The sequence below is a fragment of the Lapillicoccus sp. genome (genome assembly GCF_046595215.1).
Taxonomy (GTDB): domain Bacteria; phylum Actinomycetota; class Actinomycetes; order Actinomycetales; family Dermatophilaceae; genus Lapillicoccus.
In genome coordinates, this window is the sequence record NZ_JBKJPP010000206.1 from 1 (window position 1) to 19,211 (window position 19,211).

Sequence of the window (19,211 nt, forward strand, 5' to 3'; positions counted from 1 at the left end):
GTCGCCGTTGATGAACTCCGGCACGAAGGTCACCATGCACGTCCCGCCGCCGTCGCGCATCGTCTCGAGGACGTCGTCGGGCACGTTGCGGGGCACGTCGGTGACCCCTCGCGCGGAGGAGTGGCTGAAGATCACCGGCGCCTGCGTGGCGCCGAGGGCGGCGCGCATGGTGTCAGGAGAGACGTGGGACAGGTCGACCATCAAGCCGATCCGGTTCATCTCGCGCACCACCTCGACGCCGAACCGGGACAGCCCGCCGAGGACCGGCAGGTCGGTCGCGGAGTCGGCCCAGGGGGTGTTGTCGTTGTGGGTCAGCGTCAGATATCCCACGCCGAGGACGTGGAGCATCCACAACGCCGCGAGGGAGCAGCCGATCGACTGCCCACCCTCGGCGCCCATCATCGAGGCGATCCGCCCGGAGGCGAAGACGGCGCCGACCTCGTCCGCGGTCCGGGCGAGGCCGAGGTCGCCCGGATGGCTCGCGACGAGCCGGTGGACGGCGTCGACCTGCTCCAGCGTCGCCGTGACAGCGGTGTCCCCGGGCAGGTTGCTCGGGACGAAGACCGACCAGAACTGGGCGCCGACGTGCCCCGCCCGCAGCCGCGGGAGGTCCGTGCGGGTCGTCGTCAGCCGCTGGGCGAGGTCGAGCCGGGTGACGTCGTCGCCCGCCTGCAGACGGGCCGCCCACGGGAAGTCGTTGTGCCCGTCCACGAGCGGGTATGCCGTGAGCAGCCGGTGGGTGCGCTCGTCGAGGTCCGCGGGAGTCGAGGTCACGGCGCCGATCATGGCACGCAGTTCGTGGCACGAGGTCATGGCCTGCAGGTCGTGGCCGCTTGGTGCTCGAGCGCCCCCGTAGACTCGGCCGGTGACGATTTCTGCAACGCCGCGCCGCAGCGTCGCGCTCGTGACCCTGGGGTGCACCCGCAACGAGGTCGACTCGGAGGAGCTCGCCGGACGGCTGCAGGCCGAGGGCTGGGAGCTCGTCGAGGACGCCGCCGACGCCGACGTGGCCGTCGTCAACACCTGCGGCTTCGTCGAGCAGGCCAAGAAGGACTCCATCGACGCACTGCTCGAGGCCTCCGACCTCAAGGGCGGCGGCAACCGGACCCGTGCGGTGGTCGCGGTAGGCTGCCTCGCCGAGCGGTACGGCGAGCAGCTGGCCTCGCAGCTCCCCGAGGCCGACGCGGTGCTGGGCTTCGACTCCTACGGCGACATGTCCGCGCACCTCGCGTCGATCCTCGGCGGCGGCCAGGTCGCGTCGCACACCCCGCGGGACCGGCGCCTGCTGCTGCCGCTGTCCCCGGTCGACCGGCCGGGCGCGGCGGGCACGGTCTCCCTGCCCGGGCACGGCAGCGCGGGGACCAAACCGGCGGACGACGTCACGATCGAGGGACCGATGCCAGCGAGCGGACCCCGCGTCATCCGGGCCCGGCTCGACGGCCGGCCCTGGGCGCCGCTGAAGATCGCGAGCGGCTGTGACCGCCGCTGCGCCTTCTGCGCGATCCCGACGTTTCGCGGGGCGTTCCTTTCCCGCCGGCCGGCCGACATCATCGCCGAGGCTCGCTGGCTCGGCCAGCACGGCGTGCGCGAGGTCTTCCTCGTCAGCGAGAACTCCACCTCCTACGGCAAGGACCTCGGCGACCTCGGACTGCTCGAGAAGCTGCTGCCGGAGCTGACCGTGGTGGAGGGCATCGACCGGGTGCGGGTCTCCTACCTGCAACCCGCCGAGATCCGCCCCGGTCTGCTCGCGGCCATGGCGGACACGCCCGGGGTCATGCCGTACTACGACATCTCCTTCCAGCACGCCTCCGAGTCGCTGCTGCGACGGATGCGTCGCTTCGGGGGGCGCGAGGCGTTCCTCGACCTCCTGGGCCGGGTCCGCAAGACGTCCCCACAGGCGGGCATCCGGTCCAACGTCATCGTCGGCTTCCCGGGGGAGACCGAGGCCGACGTCGAGGAGCTCGAGGCCTTTCTCATCGACGCCCGGCTCGACGTCGTCGGCGTGTTCGGCTACTCCGACGAGGACGGCACCGAGGCAGAGGGTTACGACGCCAAGCTGCCGGACGACGTCGTCGCCGACCGGCTCGGCCGGCTCACGTCCCTCGTCGAGGAGCTCAACACCCAACGGGCCGAGGAGCGGATCGGCGAGCGCGTCGAGGTCCTCGTCGAGGAGCTCGACCCGCAGACCGGCGAGGTCTCGGGACGCGCGGCGCACCAGGGTCCGGACGTCGACGGCGTCACCCTGCTCGACCTCGGTGACGACGAGGACGCCCCCGAGGTCGGCGACCTCGTGGGCGCGACGGTTGTCGGCACCGACGGCATCGACCTCGTCGCCCGGCGGCGATGAGCGGGGTCGGCCCCGGCAGCGTGGCCGGGGGCGTCACCGGGAGCACGCCCCCGAGCCCCTGGAACCTGCCCAACCTGCTGACCGTGATCCGGGCGCTGCTGGTGCCCGTCTTCGGCTGGCTCCTCCTCAGTGACCACGGGGACAGCACCGGCCTGCGGCTCGCGGCCCTCGGCGTGTTCGTCGGGGCGATGATCACCGACAGCGTCGACGGCGACATCGCCCGCCGCCGCGGACTCGTCACCGACTTCGGCACGGTCTCGGACCCGATCGCCGACAAGGCCCTTACGGGCATGGCGCTCGTCGGCCTGTCGATCATCGCCATCGTGCCCTGGTGGGTGACGGCCGTCATCCTCGTGCGTGAGGTCGGCATCACGGCGCTGCGGTTCGTCGTCATCCGGCACGGCGTCATGCCGGCAGGTCGGGGGGGCAAGCTCAAGACCGCCCTGCAGACCGCCGCTCTGTCGATGCTGATCTTCCCGCTCGACGCCCTCCCCGTCGCGGGCCTGTGGCAGACGGTTGCCTACGTCCTGCTCGCGGCCGCCCTGGTCGTCACCGTGGTGACCGGCATCGACTACCTGCTCATCGCGCGCCGGCTGCGACGCGACAGTCCGCGCACGGCAGCGCGCAGGGCCCGCGCCGGCGACTCCTCGTGAGCCGAGGTGTCGTCGCCCGTCTGACCGAGCTCGGCCAGAGCGTGGCCTGCGCGGAGTCGCTGACCGGCGGGCTGGTCACGGCACGACTCGTCGACACGCCCGGGGCCTCGGTCGTCGTCCGCGGCGGGGTCGTCGCCTACGCCACCGACCTCAAGGGCTCGGTGCTCGGGGTCGACGCGCAGCTGCTGGCCGCCCGTGGCGCCGTCGACGGCGCCGTCGCCAGCCAGATGGCGCTCGGCGTGTGCCGGGTGCTCGGCGCCGACTGGGGTCTGGCCACGACGGGGGTGGCGGGACCCGACCCACAAGACGGTATGCCGGTCGGCACGGCCTTCGTGGCGGTCGCCGGCCCTGACGGCGTAAGGGTCAAGCGCCACCAGCTGCAGGGCGACCGGGCCACCATCCGGGCGGCGGCCGTGGATGCCGTCCTCGACCTGTTCGCCCGGATGCTGGGCTGAGGGAGTAATCCACCGTGGGCGGTCGTTGAGACGGCATACGTCTTCTCGCAACCCGCGGGCATCCGCGGGGGGCGACGGGATAGGGTGAGGAAGTCGGCGCACTTCGCGTCTGCCATCGCATCGAGGCACTGCCAGATCGAGTCACCGCCACATCGAGACCGCGCACACGAGACACAGCGAAGGAGGGGCCATGATCCTGTTGCGACGTGAGCTGGGTGATGTGCTGCGTGAGCAGCGACGGCACCAGGGCCGGACCCTGCGCGAGGTCTCGGCGTCCGCCGCCGTCTCCCTCGGTTACCTCAGCGAGGTCGAGCGCGGCGAGAAGGAAGCATCGTCCGAGCTGATCGGCTCGATCTGCGCCGCCCTGGGACTTCCGTTGTCCGCGGTGCTCAGCCAGGTGTCGACCCGGGTGGCCGAGACCGAGGCGATGAGCGCGTCGGTCACCTTCCCCGTCGTGAGCACCTCCGCGATCGCCTCCGCCGCCTGAGCGCTTCGTGACCCGGATCGATGCGGTCCGCTGCACCCGTCTGCGGGTGCCGTTGCACACGCCCTTCGTCACGGCGCTGCGTCGCACCGAGTCGACGGACACCGTCGTCGTGCGGGTCACCGACTCCGACGGCGTGACCGGGTGGGGCGAGGCCCCGCAGGTCTGGCAGGTCACCGGCGAGTCACTCGCCGGGGCGACGTCGTGCATCGAGGAGATGTTCGCGCCACTCGTCGTCGGTCGGGACGTCGACGACTGGACGGAGGTGACATCCGCCGTGCAAGGCGCTGTCGCCCGCAACTTCGGGGCCAAGGCGGCCATCGACGTGGCGCTGCACGACCTCGTCGCCCGTCGTTCGGGTCTGCCCCTGGCCGTGTTCCTCGACGGTGGGGCGTCCACCCGCGTCGAGACGGACGTGACGTTGTCGGTGGGATCGGGGCAGGCCCTGGGCGCCTCGGCGCGGCAGCGGGTCACCGACGGTTTCGCGACCCTCAAGATGAAGGTCGGGACCGACGCGGCGACCGACGTGGCCCGGGTGCGCGCCGTCCGGGAGGCAGTCGGCCCGGACGTGACGATCCGGCTGGACGCCAACCAGGGCTGGAGCCCGCGGGACGCCGTCGAGGTGATCCGCGCCCTCGAGGCGGCCGCGCTCGGGGTGGAGGTCGTCGAGCAACCGGTCCCGGGCGACGACGTCGAGGGTCTGGCCTGGGTGCGGAGCCGGGTCGGCCTGCCGATCATGGCCGACGAGAGCCTCTACGGCCTGCGCGACCTCGACCGGATCCTGAGGCTGGGTGCGGCAGACGTGGTCAACGTCAAGCTGGCGAAGTGCGGGTCGCTCGCCGTCGCGCTCGAGCTGCTGCGCCGGGCGCGGGAGCACGGGCTCGGCACCATCGTCGGGTCGATGATGGAGAGCCACATCGGCGTAGGTGCTGCAGCCAGTCTCGTTGCGGCACAGCCAACGTCGCTGACCAGCGATCTCGATGCGGCCTGGTGGGCCGCGGCGTCGCCCGTGGCCGGGGGACTGCGGTATACCGGGTCGACGGTGGTGCTGCCGACCGCTCCCGGTCTCGGCATCGACGCACTCCTGTTGACGGGCGACCGGGCCTGGCAACCGGGCCTGGCAACCGGGCCGGCAGGACGCGCCTGACGGGGCTCAGCGCCCGCCGGCGTAGGGGCTGCGGCGACCCTCCCGTCCGCCCGGACCGGTCGTGCCCAGCGGTCGTTGCGCGCGCCCGTCATCGGTCGGACCCAGCCCACCCTGGCACGTCGGGCAGTAGAACATCGTCCGGTCCCGGGGCGCCTCGCCGATCATCGCCACGCGCACCGTGGTGCCGCAGCGCAGGCACGGCCGCCCTGACCGGGCGTGGACGTAGTGCAGCTCCCCCCGGCGGTCGTTCCCCGTCGTCGACTGGACGGCGTGACGCCTGCCGACATCAAGCAGCCGGTGGCATCGGGCCACGAGCAAGGCGACGGCCTCCCGAGGCATTGACGCCGCAGGAAGCCAGGGCTGGAGGCGCTCGAGGAAGAGGGCCTCCGCGGCATACATCGTGCCGACGCCGGCGAGGTTGCGCTGGTCGAGCAGCGCTGCGCCGATGGTGACCGGGCTGGCGGCCAGCCGGCGGACCGCCTCGTCGGCGTCCCAGGTCGGTCCCAGGACGTCCGGCCCGAGGTGGCCGACGAGCGTGTGCTCATCGGAGGTGGCCACGACGTGCAGGTCGCCGAGCCGCAGGCCCACGGCGGTCCATGTCGCCGCGCCGACGACGGCCCGGATCTGGGGGTTGCGCAAGCTCCGGGGGGTGAGGTCGGCCGTGGCCTCGACCCGCCACTGGCCCTCCATCCGCAGGTGCGAGTGGATTGTCACGCCTCCGTCGAGACGGTGCAGGACGTTCTTGCCGCGGGCCACCACCTCGGTCGTGACCTGGCCGGTCAGGTCGATCGTCGACAGATCGGGCCATCGGAGGTCGGCAGCGACGAGCACTTCGCCGCCGAGGGCCTGATGCAGCCGTGCCGCTGTCCTGAAGACGGTGTCGCCCTCAGGCACGACGTCGCCTCCGTCCTTCGACGGACCGGGTGTGCCGGGGCGCTCTGGTGATCGGGGTCAAGCTCATCGAGGTCCGGGTGACGGGGCTCATCGACGGAGCCTGAGCCCACGGGGCGTCGCATGGAACCCGGCGCGGGCGAGGGCTTCCTCGAGCGGGTGGCCGGAGCCAAGGACCTGGGCCCCGTCGGTCCGCTCGACCGTGAGCCGCCCGAGCGCCCCCTCCCGGACGGCGAGTGCGAGGGCGTCCGCCGCGCCCTGGAGGTCATCCGGGGACTCGGTCCAGGTCAGGAGGGTGCGACCGCCGCGCTCGACGTAGAGGACCAGCTCTCCGTCGACCAGGACCACGAGGGCCCCGGCCTTGCGGGCGGGCTGGTGCCCCCGACCCGCTCCCGTCACCGTCGACGGCGCGGCTTGGCCGGGGTCCGCGGGTGGGCGATCGGGCCAGGGCAGGGCGGCGCCGTAGGGATTCGCCGGATCGCACGCGGCGAGGACAATGGCACGGGGCCGTTCGCTGGCTCGCGTGTGAGCGCCGAGCGGGCGGCTCTGCGCCCGCAGGCGGTCGACGGCGCCCGTCGTGGCGAACTGGGCGGCGCCGAGCCCCTCCACGAAGTAGCCCCTCCGGACGCGGCCCGACTCCTCGGCGGCAGCGAGCACCCGGTAGACGGCGGCGAACCCGCCCGGGACGGCTTCGGCGACCACGCTCCCGCGGGTGACCACTCCGTAGCGGTCGAGCAGCACCTCGGCGTTGGCGTAGGCGACGAGCGTGGCGTCGGGCTCGCCCACCGGCACCACGGCCCAGCGACCGGCAGCCGCTGGCGGGCCGGAGCGCGCCGGCAGGGAAGGCCGGCTCGGTCCGGTCCGGCCGGCGAGGGTGCCGAGGGCGCCGGTGCGGCCGGCATACCGGCCCCGACGAGGACCGACCTGGCGCTTCTTGTGTGCGGTGCGACCCCCGGCAAGCAGCGCCCGCAGCGGCGCCAAGGTGTCGTTGGTCAGCCGCCCGGCCCAGGTGAGGTCCCAGAGCACCCCGAGGAGCGTCTCGTCGTCGGTGCTGCCCACGCTGTCGGCGAGGGTGCGGAAGAAAAAGGCCCCGCCGCCGGCGAGGGCGTCGAGCACGGCGTGGTGCAGCGCGCCGAGCTCGAGCGTCTCGTCGGGCGGCGCCATGGTGAGAGGGGCGAGATCTGCGACGTGCAGCGAGAGCCATCCGTCGTCACCGGGCAGGGAGCCGTGGCCGCGCCAGACCACGTCGCCGCTCGACATGAGCTCGTCCAGCATTGACGGCGTGTAGCCAGCGACGCGAGCGGGCAGCACGAGGGTCTCGAGGGAGCTGGCCGGGAGGACCGCGCCGCCGAGCTGTTCCACGGCCCGCACCAGCCCTTCGAGTCCCCGCAGGGTCCCACCGACGCCTTGCCACGCGGGGAGGAACCGGGCGAGGTCGGTTGCTGTGACCGGCTCCACCTCGGCACGCAGTGCCGCCAGGGAGCGACGGCGCAGGGTGCGCAGCACACCGGCGTCGCAGAAATCGGGGCCGCCGGACCCGGCCCCCGTCGGGTCGGGGCGCAGCTCGCCCTCGACAACCCGTCCCGCACCGACAAGTCTCCGGAGGGCGTCCTTGACCACGGCCTGGCCCAGGCCCAGCCACGTGGCGATGTCCTGGGCGCCGAAGGGTCCGTGGGTGCGGGCATAGCGGGCCACGAGGTCGCCGAGCGGGTCGGGCACCGGCTCGAGGAAGGTGCTTGGGACGCCGACCGGCAGGGAGGAGCCCAGGGCGTCCCGCAGCCGGGAAGCATCCTCGATGGCGGCCCACCGTTCATGCCCGGCGACCCGCACGCGGATCACCTGGCGGGAGCCCTCGAGGTCGACGAGCCAGCCACCGACCTGACGCGGACCGGCCTCGTCGACGGTGCGGGCGACGACCCCCTCGAGAGGGAGCGCTCCCAGCGTCCGCAGCAGGTCGACGACGTCCTCGGCGTCACGGCAGCGGCGTTCGGGGTCGAGACGCTGCAGCTCTGCCTCGGTGCGGGAGATCGCCTCGGGATCAAGCAGGTCGCGCAGGCTGAGCCCGTCGCCGCGCCCGAGCAGTTCGGCGAGCAGTGTCGGGTCGAGTGAGAGGGCGGCCGCGCGGCGCTCGGCCAGCGGGGAGTCACCCTCGTAGATGAACTGCGCGACGTAGCCGAAGGTCAGGGACCGTGCGAACGGCGACGGGACGGCGGTCTCGACGTCCACCATGGTGACCTCGCGCGAGCCGATCCGGCGCATGAGGTCGGAGAGGCCAGGCACATCGAAGACGTCCTGGACGCATTCGCGCACGGCTTCGAGGATGATCGGGAACGAGGGGTACTGACTGGCGACCTCGAGCAGCTGGGCGGAGCGCTGGCGCTGCTGCCAGAGGGCCTGCCGCTGACCGGGACGGCGGCGCGGGAGGAGCAGGGCGCGGGCGGCGCACTCGCGAAAACGCGAGGCGAAGAGGGCTGACCCGCCGATCTGCTCCGTGACGAGGTCGTGGACGTCGTCCGGCTCGAGGAGGATGAGGGCGAGCAGCTCCTCGTCGACCGCGTCGCGCCGGGCTCCGCGGCCGGGTTGGGCTCCGCGGCTGGGTTGGTCTCCTCGGCTGGGTCCGGCTCCGCCGAGCGGGCCGGGCGTGCCGTCGGAGTCGTGGGTCAGGTCGTCGAACTCGATGTCGGGCAGGCGAAAGACGATGCCGTCGTCGCCGTGCATGGCTTGCACGTCCACACCGAACCGCTCGCGCATCCGGGCCGAGACGCAGAGCGCCCAGGGGGCGTGGATCGGTGCGCCAAAGGGGGAGAGCACGGCCACCCGCCAGTCCCCGAGCTCGTCACGGAAGCGCTCGACGACGATGGTGCGGTCGCTCGGCAGGTGCCGGGTCGCCGCCTTCTGCTCCTCCAGGTAGGCGAGCAGGTTGTCGGTGGCCCAGTCGTCGAGGCCGGCCCGGCCGACGCGCTCGCGAGCCTGCGCCGGCGACAGCGCCCCCACCTCGCGAACGAACGCGCCGACGGCCTGCCCCAGCTCGGACGGCCGCCCCAGCGAGTCGCCCTTCCAGAACGGCAACCGCCCGGGTAGTCCCGGTGCAGGGGTGACCAGGACGCGGTCGTGGGTGATGTCCTCGATGCGCCAGCTCGACGTCCCGAGGGTGAAGACGTCGCCCACCCTCGACTCGTACACCATCTCCTCGTCGAGCTCGCCGACCCGGCGGCCCGTGCCCTCCGAGCCGGCGAGGAAGACGGCATACAGGCCGCGGTCGGGGATGGTGCCACCAGAGGTGACGGCGAGACGCTGGGCACCGCGGCGGCCGCTCAGCGTGCCGGTGACCCGGTCCCAGACGATGCGCGGGCGCAGCTCGGCGAACTCGTCGCTGGGATAGCGGCCGGCGAGCATGTCCAGCACCGACTCGAGGACAGAGCGGGGCAGCGCGCCGTAGGGAGCCGCGCGCCGCACGAGGGCCTCGAGGTCCTCCACGGCCCAGTCGTCGAGGGCGCACATGGCCACGATCTGTTGGGCGAGGACGTCGAGCGGGTTCGCGGTGACCCGTAGCGCCTCGATGCCACCGGAGCGCATCCGCTCGACGACGACAGCCGTCTGGACGAGGTCGCCGCGGAACTTGGGGAAGAGGATGCCGCGCGACACCGCGCCGACCTGGTGACCCGCACGGCCCACCCGCTGCAGGCCGCTCGCGACACTCGGCGGCGACTCGACCTGCACGACGAGGTCGATGGCGCCCATGTCGATACCGAGCTCGAGGCTGCTCGTCGCGACGACGGCTGGCAGCAGGCCCGCCTTGAGCGCGTTCTCTATCTCGGAGCGTTGCTCGCGGCTCACCGAGCCGTGATGGGCCCGGGCCAGGACCGGGGGTGCGCCCGAGGAGGCGCCGGACTGCGCCATGACCTCGGCCGGGGAGGAGGTATGCCGTGGCCGGGCGCCACTGTCGGAACCGCCGTCCTGGTCAGCGTCGGCGTCGGCGTCCGCGATCCGTTCCTGCCAGATCTCGTTGAGCCGGGCCGTGAGCCGCTCGGCGAGCCGTCGGGAGTTGGCGAAGACCAGGGTGGACCGGTGGGCTGCGACGAGGTCGACGATCCGTTCCTCGACGTGCGGCCAGATCGAGGCACGTCGCTGATCGCCGGCTGCCGGTCCGCTGAGGTCCTCGGTGACCTCACCGAGGTTGGACATGTCAGCCAGCGGCACGACGACCTTGAGGTCCCACTCCTTGGTGGACGGAGGCTGGACGATCTCGACGGGGCGCCCCCCGGAGAGGAACCGGGCGACCTCCTCGACCGGGCGGACCGTCGCAGAGAGCCCGACGCGCTGGGCAGGATGGGGCAGCAGGGCGTCGAGTCGTTCGAGCGTCAGGGCGAGGTGGGCCCCGCGTTTGGTGCCGGCGACGGCGTGGACCTCGTCGAGGATGACCGTCTCGACTCCGAGGAGGGCCTCGCGGGCGCTCGAGGTGAGCATGAGGAAGAGCGACTCCGGGGTGGTGATGAGGATGTCGGAGGGGGTGCGCGCGAAGACCCGGCGCTCGGCCTGGGGCGTGTCGCCGGAGCGCACCGCGACGCTGATGTCGGGGGTGGGGAGCCCGAGGCGCGTCGCGGCGTGGCCGATGCCGACCAGTGGTGACCTGAGGTTGCGCTCGACGTCGACGGCGAGGGCCTTGAGCGGCGAGACGTAGACGACGCGGCAGCGCTTCAGCCTGTCATCGGGTGGCGGTGCGCTGGCCAGCCGGTCCAGTGCCCAGAGGAACGCCGACAGGGTCTTGCCCGAGCCCGTTGGCGCCACGACGAGCGCGTCGCGGCCGGAGCTGATGGCCGACCACGCGCCGACCTGCGCTGGCGTGGGCGTCGAGAACGACCCCCGGAACCACTCGGCGGTCGCGGGGGAGAAGCGGTCGAGCACGTCCTGCGTCATCAGGAGCGCAAGCCTGCCACCTGCCACCGACAGCGACGCAGGGCCCACCGGCATACTGCCGCTTCGAGGCGTATCGCCTCGGCGCAACCGAACAGGCCGTCCCCAGGGACGAACCTGGGGGACGGCTCAGCCCGGAGGGCTCAGTTGCCGACGAGCCGCAGCGCGAAGCTCGAGTCGCCGTTGGTGCCGAGCGTGCCGGAGACACCCAGGGCGCTGAGGGAGGTGACAAGTTCCTGGTAGTCCGCGGGAACGGACTTGAGGTAGGTCGTCTCGAGCTTGTCGAGGTTGACGAAGATCGCCGTGGTCGCCCTGTCGCCATCCGCGACGGCCTTCTTGTAGGCGTCGGTCGCGCCGAGCCTGCCGTCCTGCTGGATCGCGCCGAGGTAGTCGTCGGTCGTGGCGAGGAAGAGCTTGTCCCCGTCGACCTTCCGCTTGACGAAGTTGTCGACGCCGCCCTTCTCGACGAGCCCCTGGACGATCTGGTCGGCGCGCTTGGCGTCGGTCGTGACGATCCTGGCCCCGATCGTCGGCAGCTCCGACTGCCCGACCTTCGAGAAGTCCTGCTCGGGCACGGACAGGGTCAGGCTCTTGCCGAGGAGGACCTGCAGGTCGTCGGGGAGCCGGATGCCGGACTGACTCTCGATCGCGCTCAGGGTGTCCGCGCCGGGCCGGGTCCTGGCGATCGTCCTCTGCAGCTGGGGCCAGGCCTTAGCGAAGGCGTCGCCGAGGCCGTTGGACTGCCACGCGACCATGGTGGTGTCCGGGAGGGCCGCGGCTCCGCCGGTCATCGGGGGCGTGTCCGGCAGGTTCTTCGAGCCCCGGCCGATGCCGGCGAGCTCGACGTAGTCGGCGTCGAAGCGCAGCGCGATCGCGGCGCGCCCGATGCCGTCGAGCTGGGCGGTGTCGATGCCGGTGGAGGCGCTGCCCATGTTCTTGGCGAACTCCCCGAAGCCCTTGCCGTCGAACCACATCGAGGCGATGCCCTGGTCTCCGAGGGCGCTCATGTCGCCGGAGAAAGTCGGGTTGGCCGCGAGCGAGCCCTTGCCCAGGTCGGAGAGCACGGTGCTCCCCGCGCCCTTGCGCGTCATCAGCGCGAAACCGTCCTTGGTCGTCACCTCGAGATCGTCCTGGTCACTGGACGTGGTGATCCTCGAGATGCCGTCTCTGGCTCTGGCCTCATCGGTGACCTGGAGCGCCAGGACGATGTTGGGCTTCGCGCTCGTCCCCCCCGGCATGACGGCGAGGGCCGCCCGGTCGCCGAGCCACGGCTTGACGTCCGTGTCGTAGTTGAGTGCCTGGAGCTTCTTCTGCGACCCGGCAATCCACGTCCACAGCGTCTGCTTGACGTCGATGTCCTCGCCTTCGGTCTTGAGCTTGGGCAGCTTGCCGAGGAAGCGCGTGGCGGCGATCTTCTGGCCGGAGGAGGGGTCGAGGTCGAACCGGACGTAGCCGATGGCGGTGCTGGGGATGACCTCGGCAGGCTGGGCGCCCTTGCTCGCCAGCGCGGTCCGGGCGTAGGTGCCACCAGCGCCGACGAGGACGACGGCGCCGACGAGGCCGCCGACGAGCAGGGCGTGCCTGGCGTTGGCCCTCGTGGGCGCAGGGCCGAACTCCACCTCGTGAGTCCCCGAGGTCTCGTGAGCCCCCGGGCGCCCTGGTCCCGGACCCTGCGGACCAGCGCCCGGACCCGTCGGCTCGAAGGGTTCGGGCGGGTGGGTCTCGGTCATGACGTTTCCCCCTGCTACATCCTGGAACGTGGCAGGGCAAACTGTAGGACAGCCGTCCGACACGTATGGGCAGATCCGACAAATCGGCCGCTCCCTCCCGCTGTGACACACTCGCGCGGTGCGTTTGAGCCAGTTCTGGTCCCTGATGAACGACGAGTTCGGTGTGGCGTATGCCGCGTCACTCGCTCGGGACCACACGCTCAGTTCGCTGGGGAGCAGGACCGCCGCGGAGGCCCTCGAAGCGGGGATCTCGCCCCGCGAGGTCTGGGCCGCCCTCTGCGACGATATGGACGTCCCGGTCGAGCGGCGCCACGGCAAGACCCTTCGGGAGCCCCGAAAGAGGGCGTGAGGGGCTCTGGAGGTCGACGAGGTGGGTCCGCCGTGTCACGGGCGTGTCGCGCTCGCGTCGAACATCTGTTCGGTAATGTTGTCCACACGGAGTGCGCGCGACGTCCCACGATCCACAGGCTTGCCGGTGGGCCAGACGGATGTCGGTGCCCGCTCCTAACGTCTGACTCGACAACACGTCCGATCGGCAACACGGCCGACGTGGAGCGGGTCGCAGGTGGACGGCAGACATCGACACAGGAAGCAAGGTGGGTGACATGGCGGCAGGCACGCCGGATCGCGCGAAAGCGATCGAGACCGTTCTCGGCCAGATCGAGAAGCAGCACGGCAAGGGCGCCATCATGCGCCTTGGCGACGACGTCCGCCCGCCGATCGAGGTGATCCCGACGGGGTCGATCGCCCTCGACGTCGCCCTCGGCATCGGTGGCTTCCCCCGCGGTCGGGTCGTCGAGATTTACGGACCCGAATCGAGTGGAAAAACAACCGTGGCGCTTCATGCGGTGGCCAGCGCCCAGAAGGCCGGCGGCATCGCGGCCTTCATCGACGCCGAGCACGCGCTCGACCCGGACTACGCCAAGAAGCTCGGCGTCGACACCGATGCGCTCCTCGTCTCCCAGCCCGACACGGGTGAGCAGGCGCTCGAGATCGCCGACATGCTCATCCGCTCCGGCGCGATCGACCTCGTCGTCATCGACTCGGTGGCGGCGCTGGTGCCCCGGGCCGAGATCGAGGGCGAGATGGGCGACAGCCACGTCGGTCTCCAGGCCCGGCTGATGTCGCAGGCGCTGCGCAAGATCACCGGCGCCCTGAGCAACACCGGCACGACGATCATCTTCATCAACCAGCTCCGGGAAAAGATCGGCGTGATGTTTGGCTGTTTTTCCTACAACACCCGGGTCACGCTCGCCGACGGTTCGACGGAAAGGATCGGCAAGATCGTCAACCAGCAGATGGCCGTCGAGGTGCGCACCTACGACCCGGTGTCGGACTCGATCGTCAACCGTCCGGTGACCAACTGGTTCGACAACGGACCGGCCTCCCATTTCCTCCGGTTCACCGTGGAGAAGTCCGGCGGCAACGGCCGATCCCAGTTCGCGGTGACGGACAACCACCTCATCCGGACGCCAGGCGGCTGGCGCGAGGCCGGCGAGGTCATCGCCGGTGACCGGGTCCTCGCCAACGAGACCGCCCGGTTGAGCGACCAGCAGTGGCAGGTCGTCCTCGGTGGGCTCATGGGCGACGCGCATCTAGCGCCCAACATGCGCGGTCGCCTTGGGGTGCGCTTCCGGATGGGTCAGGGAGCCAAGCAGGTCGACTACCTCGACTGGAAGGCCTCGTTGTTCGGCAACATCTCTCAGAGTCGCACGACGAACGCCAAGGGGGCCGGTTTCGTCGATCTCACACCGCTGCCCGAGCTGGGGCAGCTGCGCGAGGTCGTCTACTGGGGCGACGGCAAGAAGCACCTCACCGACGACTACATCAAGGCCCTCACGCCCCTGGCTCTGGCCGTGTGGTTCATGGACGACGGTTCGTTCTCAGAGCGTTCCAAGGGGCTGCAGGCCAGGACCGCCGGGGGGAGCGGGCGGGTCGAGTTCTGTGTCGAGGCAATGAGCGAGGCGAGCCGGATCCGGGTCACCGAGCACCTGCGCGACACCTATGGCATCGAGTCACGGCTCGCGCCGCGCGGTGCAGCCCAGAAGGCCTACCTGACCATGACGACGGAGGGCAGCCGGGTCTTCCAGGAGCTCGTGGCTCCGTTGGTCCACCCGTCGATGGAGCACAAGCTGTTGCCCCGGCTGCGGGGCCAGTTCACGGTGGTCCCTGAGTTCATCGAGCCGCGTGAGGTGCTTGTCCCGGCCAAGGTGCTCGACGTCCACGCCAAGCCACCGGCCCGATCGATGCATCGCTTCGACATCGAGGTGGAGGGCACCCACAACTACTTCGTCGATGGGGTCATGGTCCACAACAGCCCGGAGACGACGACGGGTGGCAAGGCGTTGAAGTTCTACGCCTCGATCCGTCTCGACGTGCGCCGCATCGAGACGCTGAAGGACGGCTCCGACGCGGTCGGCAACCGGACCCGGGTCAAGGTCGTCAAGAACAAGGTCTCCCCGCCGTTCAAGCAGGCCGAGTTCGACATCATCTACGGTCAGGGCATCTCGCGTGAGGGTGGCCTGATCGACATGGGTGTCGAGCAGGGCTTCGTCCGCAAGGCGGGTGCCTGGTACACCTACGAGGGCGACCAGCTCGGCCAGGGCAAGGAGAACGCCCGGACCTTCCTCAAGGACAACCCCGACCTCGCCGACGAGATCGAGAAGAAGATCAAGGAGAAGCTCGGCATCGGCCCGCAGGTGGACAAGCCGGCCATTGCCGACGTCCCGGTCGACTTCTGATCCGCTGTGCAAGGTCAGGGTGTGCAGAGTCAGGGTGTGAAGGGCCAGGCCATGCAGAGCCAACAGGAACGGCTCGCCGCTGCCGCCGCAGCCTTGGCGGCAGCGGAGGGGCTGGCCGGTCGTGGAGCCTCCGGGCGCCCGGCGCCCGCACGATCGAGCACGGTGCCCACCCGGCCGAGCTCGTCGCCCGGGTCCGAAGGGGCTCAGGCGGCCAACGAGCCCATCGCCGAGGACACTGCCCGGGCGATCGTCCTGCGGCAGCTGGCAATGGGTCCGCGCAGCCGGAGGCAGCTCGAGGACAAGCTGCGCCAGCGCAGCTGCCCGGATCACCTCGCGACGACGATCCTCGACCGGATGACCGAGGTCGGGCTCGTGGACGACCAGGCGTTCGCGCAGCTGCTGGTGCGCTCGAGGCAGGCCGGTCGAGGCCTTGCGAAGCGCGCCCTGGCCCAGGAGCTGCGGACCAAGGGGGTCGGCGACGAGATCGTCGAGCAGACGCTCGACTCGATCGACCCGGAGTCCGAACGTGCCCGAGCTGCGGAGCTCGCGGCCAAGAAGCTGCGGACGATGGCCGGGCTCGGGCCGACGGTCCAGGCTCGTCGGCTGTCGGGGATGCTCGAGCGCAAGGGATATCCCTCCTCGGTCGTCTACTCGGTGGTCCGGGCGACGATCAACGACGCGCCCGAGCACCGGCGCGACTGATGTCCATCGCCGCCCGCCACGGGGAGCCAGCGGGAGCCGCCGGCCGCGTCCCCTGGTCGCGGCGGCTCAGGGGGAGTGAGCCTTCTGCCATGCCTGGATGATGTCGGGGCGGAGGCGCCCGCGCAGGGCAACGTCGAGGCCGCTGGCGCGGGCCCATGCCCGGACTTCGGTGGTGGACGGCGCGGGGTCTGGTGGACCACTGGTCGCGCAGCCCTCACCGCTGCCGATACGGGCCAGGGCAGGGAGTTCCGTCTGGGCCCAGGTGTGGGCGGCAGCGAGATAGCGGTAGGTCCACTCCTCCGCCAGCTTGCGGCTCTCGCAGAACACGATCGGGATCGTGGGCCAGCGGACCTGCAGCTCGGCCAGGCCGTCAGCGACCTGAGCGGGTCGAACCCTGTCCAGGGCGAAGATCTGCGAGTAGCGGTCCTCGACGACGACCGCGGCTCTGGGCAGGGCGGCGAGCTCTCCCAGGGCGTAACGCAGCCGACCGCTGGTCAGACTGGACACCAGGTCGGGCAGGGACTTGCGCTCCACCGAGGCGATGACCCGGCTGTGGTGGCTGACGGCGTAGTCACCGCAGGACAGGCCGCGGCGCACGGTGCGGACCTGTTGACCGGTGAACTGGTAGGGGTAGTGCTCGTGGGCGTCGACCACGATCTCGAGCTCGCGGATCCCGGCTGCCCGCGCGGTCGGCAGGCGCACGTCGGGACGGGCCTGCTTGCGGGTCCGTGGCGACTGCCAGAACACCATCTCCCTGCCGCGGGCATGGGTGAACACGATCTGGGAGCGCTGCTCGCGGCCACGGTCCGCCACGACGTCGATAGCCGCGCCACGCCGGGTACATGCACGCAGCACGACCCGCTCGACGATCTCTGGCTGGCTCGGCCACTCCGACACCGGAACGGGGTGGCAGTAGAGGGCGCTGGTCCGTGGCCAGGTGCCCTTCGTGCGGAACACCAGACCGTCCCCGAGCGGCAACCGCAGCAGAAAGGGCAGCGTGCTCTCGGTGTCGGGGTTGCGGGCGATCAACAGTTCCACCCGGACAGTCTGCCCACGTTGCCGTCTCCCACGCCATCGGCTGCCCGCGACGTCGCTGGCGCGGATACGGCATACCCTTGTCCAGCGATGAAGACCTACGATGTGCGCACCCACGGGTGCCAGATGAACGTGCACGACAGTGAACGCCTGGCCGGACTGCTCGAGACCGCCGGCTACGTGGACGTGAACGGCCTCACCGACCGCCCCGAGACGGCCGACGTCGTCGTCTTCAACACCTGCGCGGTGCGGGAGAACGCCGACAACAAGCTCTACGGCAACCTCGGTCAGCTGCGCCCGGCGAAGCTGAAGAACCCCGAGATGCAGATCGCCGTCGGTGGGTGCCTCGCCCAGAAGGACCAGGGCCTCATCGTCGAGAGGGCCCCGTGGGTCGACGTCGTCTTCGGCACCCACAACATCGGCTCGTTGCCCGCGCTGCTCGACCGTGCCCGGCACAACCAGCGCGCCGCGGTGGAGATCAAGGAGAGCCTCGAGACCTTCCCGTCGACGCTCCCGACGCGCCGCGACTCCGCCTACGCCGCGTGGGTGTCGATCTCGGTCGGCTGCAACAACACCTGCACGTTCTGCATCGTGCCGAGCCTGCGCGGCACGGAGACGGACCGCCGACCCGGCGACGTCCTCGCCGAGATCGAGGCGCTCGTCGCGCAGGGCGTCATCGAGGTCACCCTCCTCGGGCAGAACGTCAACACCTACGGCGTCGAGTTCGGCGACCGGCTCGCGTTCGGCAAGCTGCTGCGGGCGTGCGGGCAGATCGACGGCCTCGAACGGGTCCGCTTCACCAGCCCCCACCCGGCCGCGTTCACCGACGACGTCATCAGCGCGATGGCGCAGACCCCCAACGTCATGCCCAGCCTCCACATGCCCCTGCAGTCCGGCTCCGACCGGGTCCTGAGGGCGATGCGCCGGTCCTACCGCAGCACGAAGTTCCTCGCCATCATCGAGGCCGTCCGCGCGCAGATCCCCGACGCGGCGATAACCACCGACATCATCGTCGGCTTCCCGGGCGAGACCGAGGAGGATTTCCAGGCCACCCTCGACGTCGTGCGGGCCGCCTGCTTCTCGAGCGCCTTCACGTTCCAGTACTCCATCCGCCCCGGCACACCGGCCGCGACGATGCCGGACCAGCTGCCGAAATCCGTTGTCCAGGAACGTTATCTGCGGTTGCTCGAGGTGCAGGAGGAGGTCTCCTGGAGTGAGAACCGCACCCTCGAGGGCCGCGAGGTCGAGGTCCTCGTCGCCACCGGCGAGGGGCGCAAGGACAGTGCGACCAAGCGCCTGTCGGGCCGCGCCCGCGACAACCGGCTCGTCCACTTCGCCGTGCCCGAGGGCGCCGAGGCGCCCCGCCCGGGTGACGTCGTCAGCGTGGACGTCACCTACGGCGCCCCGCACCACCTCGTCGCCGACTCCGCCCTCACCGGAGGCCGGTATGCCGTGCGCCGCAGCCCCGGGGGCAACGCCTGGGCCGCGCTGCGCGACCAGGGCAGCACCAAGCCGGCCGTGTCGTTGGGGATGCCCAGCATCGGTGGACCGGCGCCGTCACCCGCGGTCGCGCCCGGCTGCAGCGTCCCGGCGTCCTGAACCCGCCTCGCGCCGCGCGCCTGGACCTGGGACCTGGGACCGGCACCTCACCGGCGGCGCGGAGTCAGGCGTTGAGGCCGGCATCCTGCCCCGACTCGCCGCCGTCGGACGACTCCACGCTCGGGTCGACCGGCTCCCGGTCGGGGGCGCTGTCACCGCTGCCGTCCGTGAGCGACCCCGGGTCGAAGCCGGCGCTGCCGGGGGCGTGGTCGTCGTTGGCGGCCTCGGAGCCGGGGTGGTCGGCGCCGTCACCGGTGTCCCCGCCCTGCTGCCGGCCCGCAGCGGGGACGGTCTGGTTGGCGTAGGGGTTGTTGCCCAGGGCCTCGTCGCGACGGTCCACCTGCTCGTCCGGGCTCCCCGCACCGGGCGCGCCGGTCGCCTCGGGCGCGCCGGTCGTGTCGGGCGTTCCACTCGTGTCGTCCATCGGGACTCCTCGTCGTCTCGGGAGGGACCTGCCTGCCCCTGGGCCCTCACTCTGGTCCAGCCGCCCCCGCGGTGCCACCCCGGGGGGCG

At 71.5% G+C, this 19,211-nt stretch carries 15 protein-coding genes and 2 pseudogenes; 11 read left to right on the plus strand and 6 right to left on the minus strand.

The window, feature by feature from the left end; translation table 11 throughout:
- Nucleotides 1-774, minus strand: a 774-nt coding sequence (locus ACLL9L_RS17030; RefSeq protein ID WP_411285843.1) for a dipeptidase, incomplete at its 3' end; no start/stop codon positions are given.
- 91 nt (nt 775-865) lie between these two features.
- Here ACLL9L_RS17030 and rimO point away from each other — a divergent pair.
- The 5 genes from rimO (at nt 866) to ACLL9L_RS17055 (ending at nt 5,086) form a co-directional block, all read left to right on the plus strand.
- Nucleotides 866-2,347 (plus strand): 30S ribosomal protein S12 methylthiotransferase RimO, encoded by a 1,482-nt coding sequence (gene rimO, locus ACLL9L_RS17035; protein WP_411285844.1) that lies wholly within the window; start codon nt 866-868, stop codon nt 2,345-2,347.
- Nucleotides 2,344-3,000 (plus strand): CDP-diacylglycerol--glycerol-3-phosphate 3-phosphatidyltransferase, encoded by a 657-nt coding sequence (gene pgsA, locus ACLL9L_RS17040; protein WP_411285845.1) that lies wholly within the window; start codon nt 2,344-2,346, stop codon nt 2,998-3,000. Before rimO ends, pgsA begins: the two co-directional genes overlap by 4 nt.
- Nucleotides 2,997-3,455 carry a CinA family protein gene (locus ACLL9L_RS17045; protein WP_411285846.1) on the plus strand — a complete coding sequence of 153 codons (459 nt, stop codon included), beginning with the start codon at nt 2,997-2,999 and terminating at the stop codon, nt 3,453-3,455. The genes pgsA and ACLL9L_RS17045 overlap by 4 nt, the downstream gene beginning before the upstream one ends.
- Nucleotides 3,456-3,645: 190 nt before the next feature.
- Nucleotides 3,646-3,942, plus strand: coding sequence for a helix-turn-helix domain-containing protein (locus ACLL9L_RS17050; RefSeq protein ID WP_411285847.1), 297 nt, complete (start codon nt 3,646-3,648; stop codon nt 3,940-3,942).
- A gap of 7 nt (nt 3,943-3,949) precedes the next feature.
- Nucleotides 3,950-5,086: a mandelate racemase/muconate lactonizing enzyme family protein gene (locus tag ACLL9L_RS17055; RefSeq protein WP_411285848.1), complete on the plus strand. Its 1,137-nt coding sequence runs from the start codon at nt 3,950-3,952 to the stop codon at nt 5,084-5,086.
- Between the two features lie 6 nt (nt 5,087-5,092).
- Here ACLL9L_RS17055 and ACLL9L_RS17060 read toward each other — a convergent pair whose 3' ends face one another.
- The 3 genes from ACLL9L_RS17060 to ACLL9L_RS17070 form a co-directional block, all read right to left on the minus strand.
- On the minus strand, nt 5,093-5,980 hold the full coding sequence (locus ACLL9L_RS17060; RefSeq protein WP_411285849.1) for an Fpg/Nei family DNA glycosylase: 888 nt from the start codon (nt 5,978-5,980) through the stop codon (nt 5,093-5,095).
- 87 nt (nt 5,981-6,067) lie between these two features.
- Nucleotides 6,068-10,894 carry a DEAD/DEAH box helicase gene (locus tag ACLL9L_RS17065; RefSeq protein ID WP_411285850.1) on the minus strand — a complete coding sequence of 1,609 codons (4,827 nt, stop codon included), beginning with the start codon at nt 10,892-10,894 and terminating at the stop codon, nt 6,068-6,070.
- 140 nt (nt 10,895-11,034) lie between these two features.
- Complete coding sequence (locus ACLL9L_RS17070) at nt 11,035-12,510, minus strand: DUF3352 domain-containing protein (protein ID WP_411285851.1); 1,476 nt, start codon at nt 12,508-12,510, stop codon at nt 11,035-11,037.
- Nucleotides 12,511-12,739: 229 nt separating this feature from the next.
- Here ACLL9L_RS17070 and ACLL9L_RS17075 point away from each other — a divergent pair, with 229 nt between their 5' ends.
- The 5 genes and pseudogenes from ACLL9L_RS17075 (at nt 12,740) to ACLL9L_RS17095 (ending at nt 16,064) form a co-directional block, all read left to right on the plus strand.
- Nucleotides 12,740-12,970, plus strand: a complete 231-nt coding sequence (locus ACLL9L_RS17075; protein ID WP_411285852.1) for a DUF3046 domain-containing protein — start codon at nt 12,740-12,742, stop codon at nt 12,968-12,970.
- A gap of 256 nt (nt 12,971-13,226) precedes the next feature.
- Nucleotides 13,227-13,844 (plus strand): annotated as a pseudogene (recA, locus tag ACLL9L_RS17080) (recombinase RecA); the annotation flags it as partial.
- Nucleotides 13,836-14,690, plus strand: a pseudogene (locus tag ACLL9L_RS17085) (recombinase RecA); the annotation flags it as partial. The pseudogenes recA and ACLL9L_RS17085, both read left to right, overlap by 9 nt.
- A 177-nt stretch (nt 14,691-14,867) precedes the next feature.
- Entirely contained in the window at nt 14,868-15,362 is a 495-nt protein-coding gene (locus ACLL9L_RS17090; protein ID WP_411285897.1) for a hypothetical protein, read from the plus strand.
- Between the two features lie 21 nt (nt 15,363-15,383).
- Nucleotides 15,384-16,064, plus strand: a complete 681-nt coding sequence (locus ACLL9L_RS17095; protein WP_411285853.1) for a regulatory protein RecX — start codon at nt 15,384-15,386, stop codon at nt 16,062-16,064.
- 66 nt (nt 16,065-16,130) lie between these two features.
- Here ACLL9L_RS17095 and ACLL9L_RS17100 read toward each other — a convergent pair whose 3' ends face one another.
- The gene (locus ACLL9L_RS17100; protein WP_411285854.1) at nt 16,131-17,102 is read right to left on the minus strand and encodes an ERCC4 domain-containing protein; all 972 of its coding nucleotides are present in this window, start codon (nt 17,100-17,102) and stop codon (nt 16,131-16,133) included.
- A gap of 87 nt (nt 17,103-17,189) precedes the next feature.
- Here ACLL9L_RS17100 and miaB point away from each other — a divergent pair, with 87 nt between their 5' ends.
- The gene (miaB, locus tag ACLL9L_RS17105; protein ID WP_411285855.1) at nt 17,190-18,698 is read left to right on the plus strand and encodes a tRNA (N6-isopentenyl adenosine(37)-C2)-methylthiotransferase MiaB; all 1,509 of its coding nucleotides are present in this window, start codon (nt 17,190-17,192) and stop codon (nt 18,696-18,698) included.
- 64 nt (nt 18,699-18,762) lie between these two features.
- Here the strand turns inward: miaB and ACLL9L_RS17110 are convergent, their stop codons facing one another.
- The gene (locus tag ACLL9L_RS17110) at nt 18,763-19,122 is read right to left on the minus strand and encodes a hypothetical protein (RefSeq protein WP_411285856.1); all 360 of its coding nucleotides are present in this window, start codon (nt 19,120-19,122) and stop codon (nt 18,763-18,765) included.
- Nucleotides 19,123-19,211: the final 89 nt, after the last annotated feature.

Coding starts and splice junctions, on each gene's coding strand:
- ACLL9L_RS17065 (WP_411285850.1), bottom strand. CDS start 10,894: ATGACGCAGGACGTGCTCGACCGCTTCTCCCCCGCGACCGCCGAGTGG.
- pgsA (WP_411285845.1), top strand. CDS start 2,344: ATGAGCGGGGTCGGCCCCGGCAGCGTGGCCGGGGGCGTCACCGGGAGC.
- ACLL9L_RS17090 (WP_411285897.1), top strand. CDS start 14,868: ATGCATCGCTTCGACATCGAGGTGGAGGGCACCCACAACTACTTCGTC.
- ACLL9L_RS17110 (WP_411285856.1), bottom strand. CDS start 19,122: ATGGACGACACGAGTGGAACGCCCGACACGACCGGCGCGCCCGAGGCG.
- ACLL9L_RS17050 (WP_411285847.1), top strand. CDS start 3,646: ATGATCCTGTTGCGACGTGAGCTGGGTGATGTGCTGCGTGAGCAGCGA.
- miaB (WP_411285855.1), top strand. CDS start 17,190: ATGAAGACCTACGATGTGCGCACCCACGGGTGCCAGATGAACGTGCAC.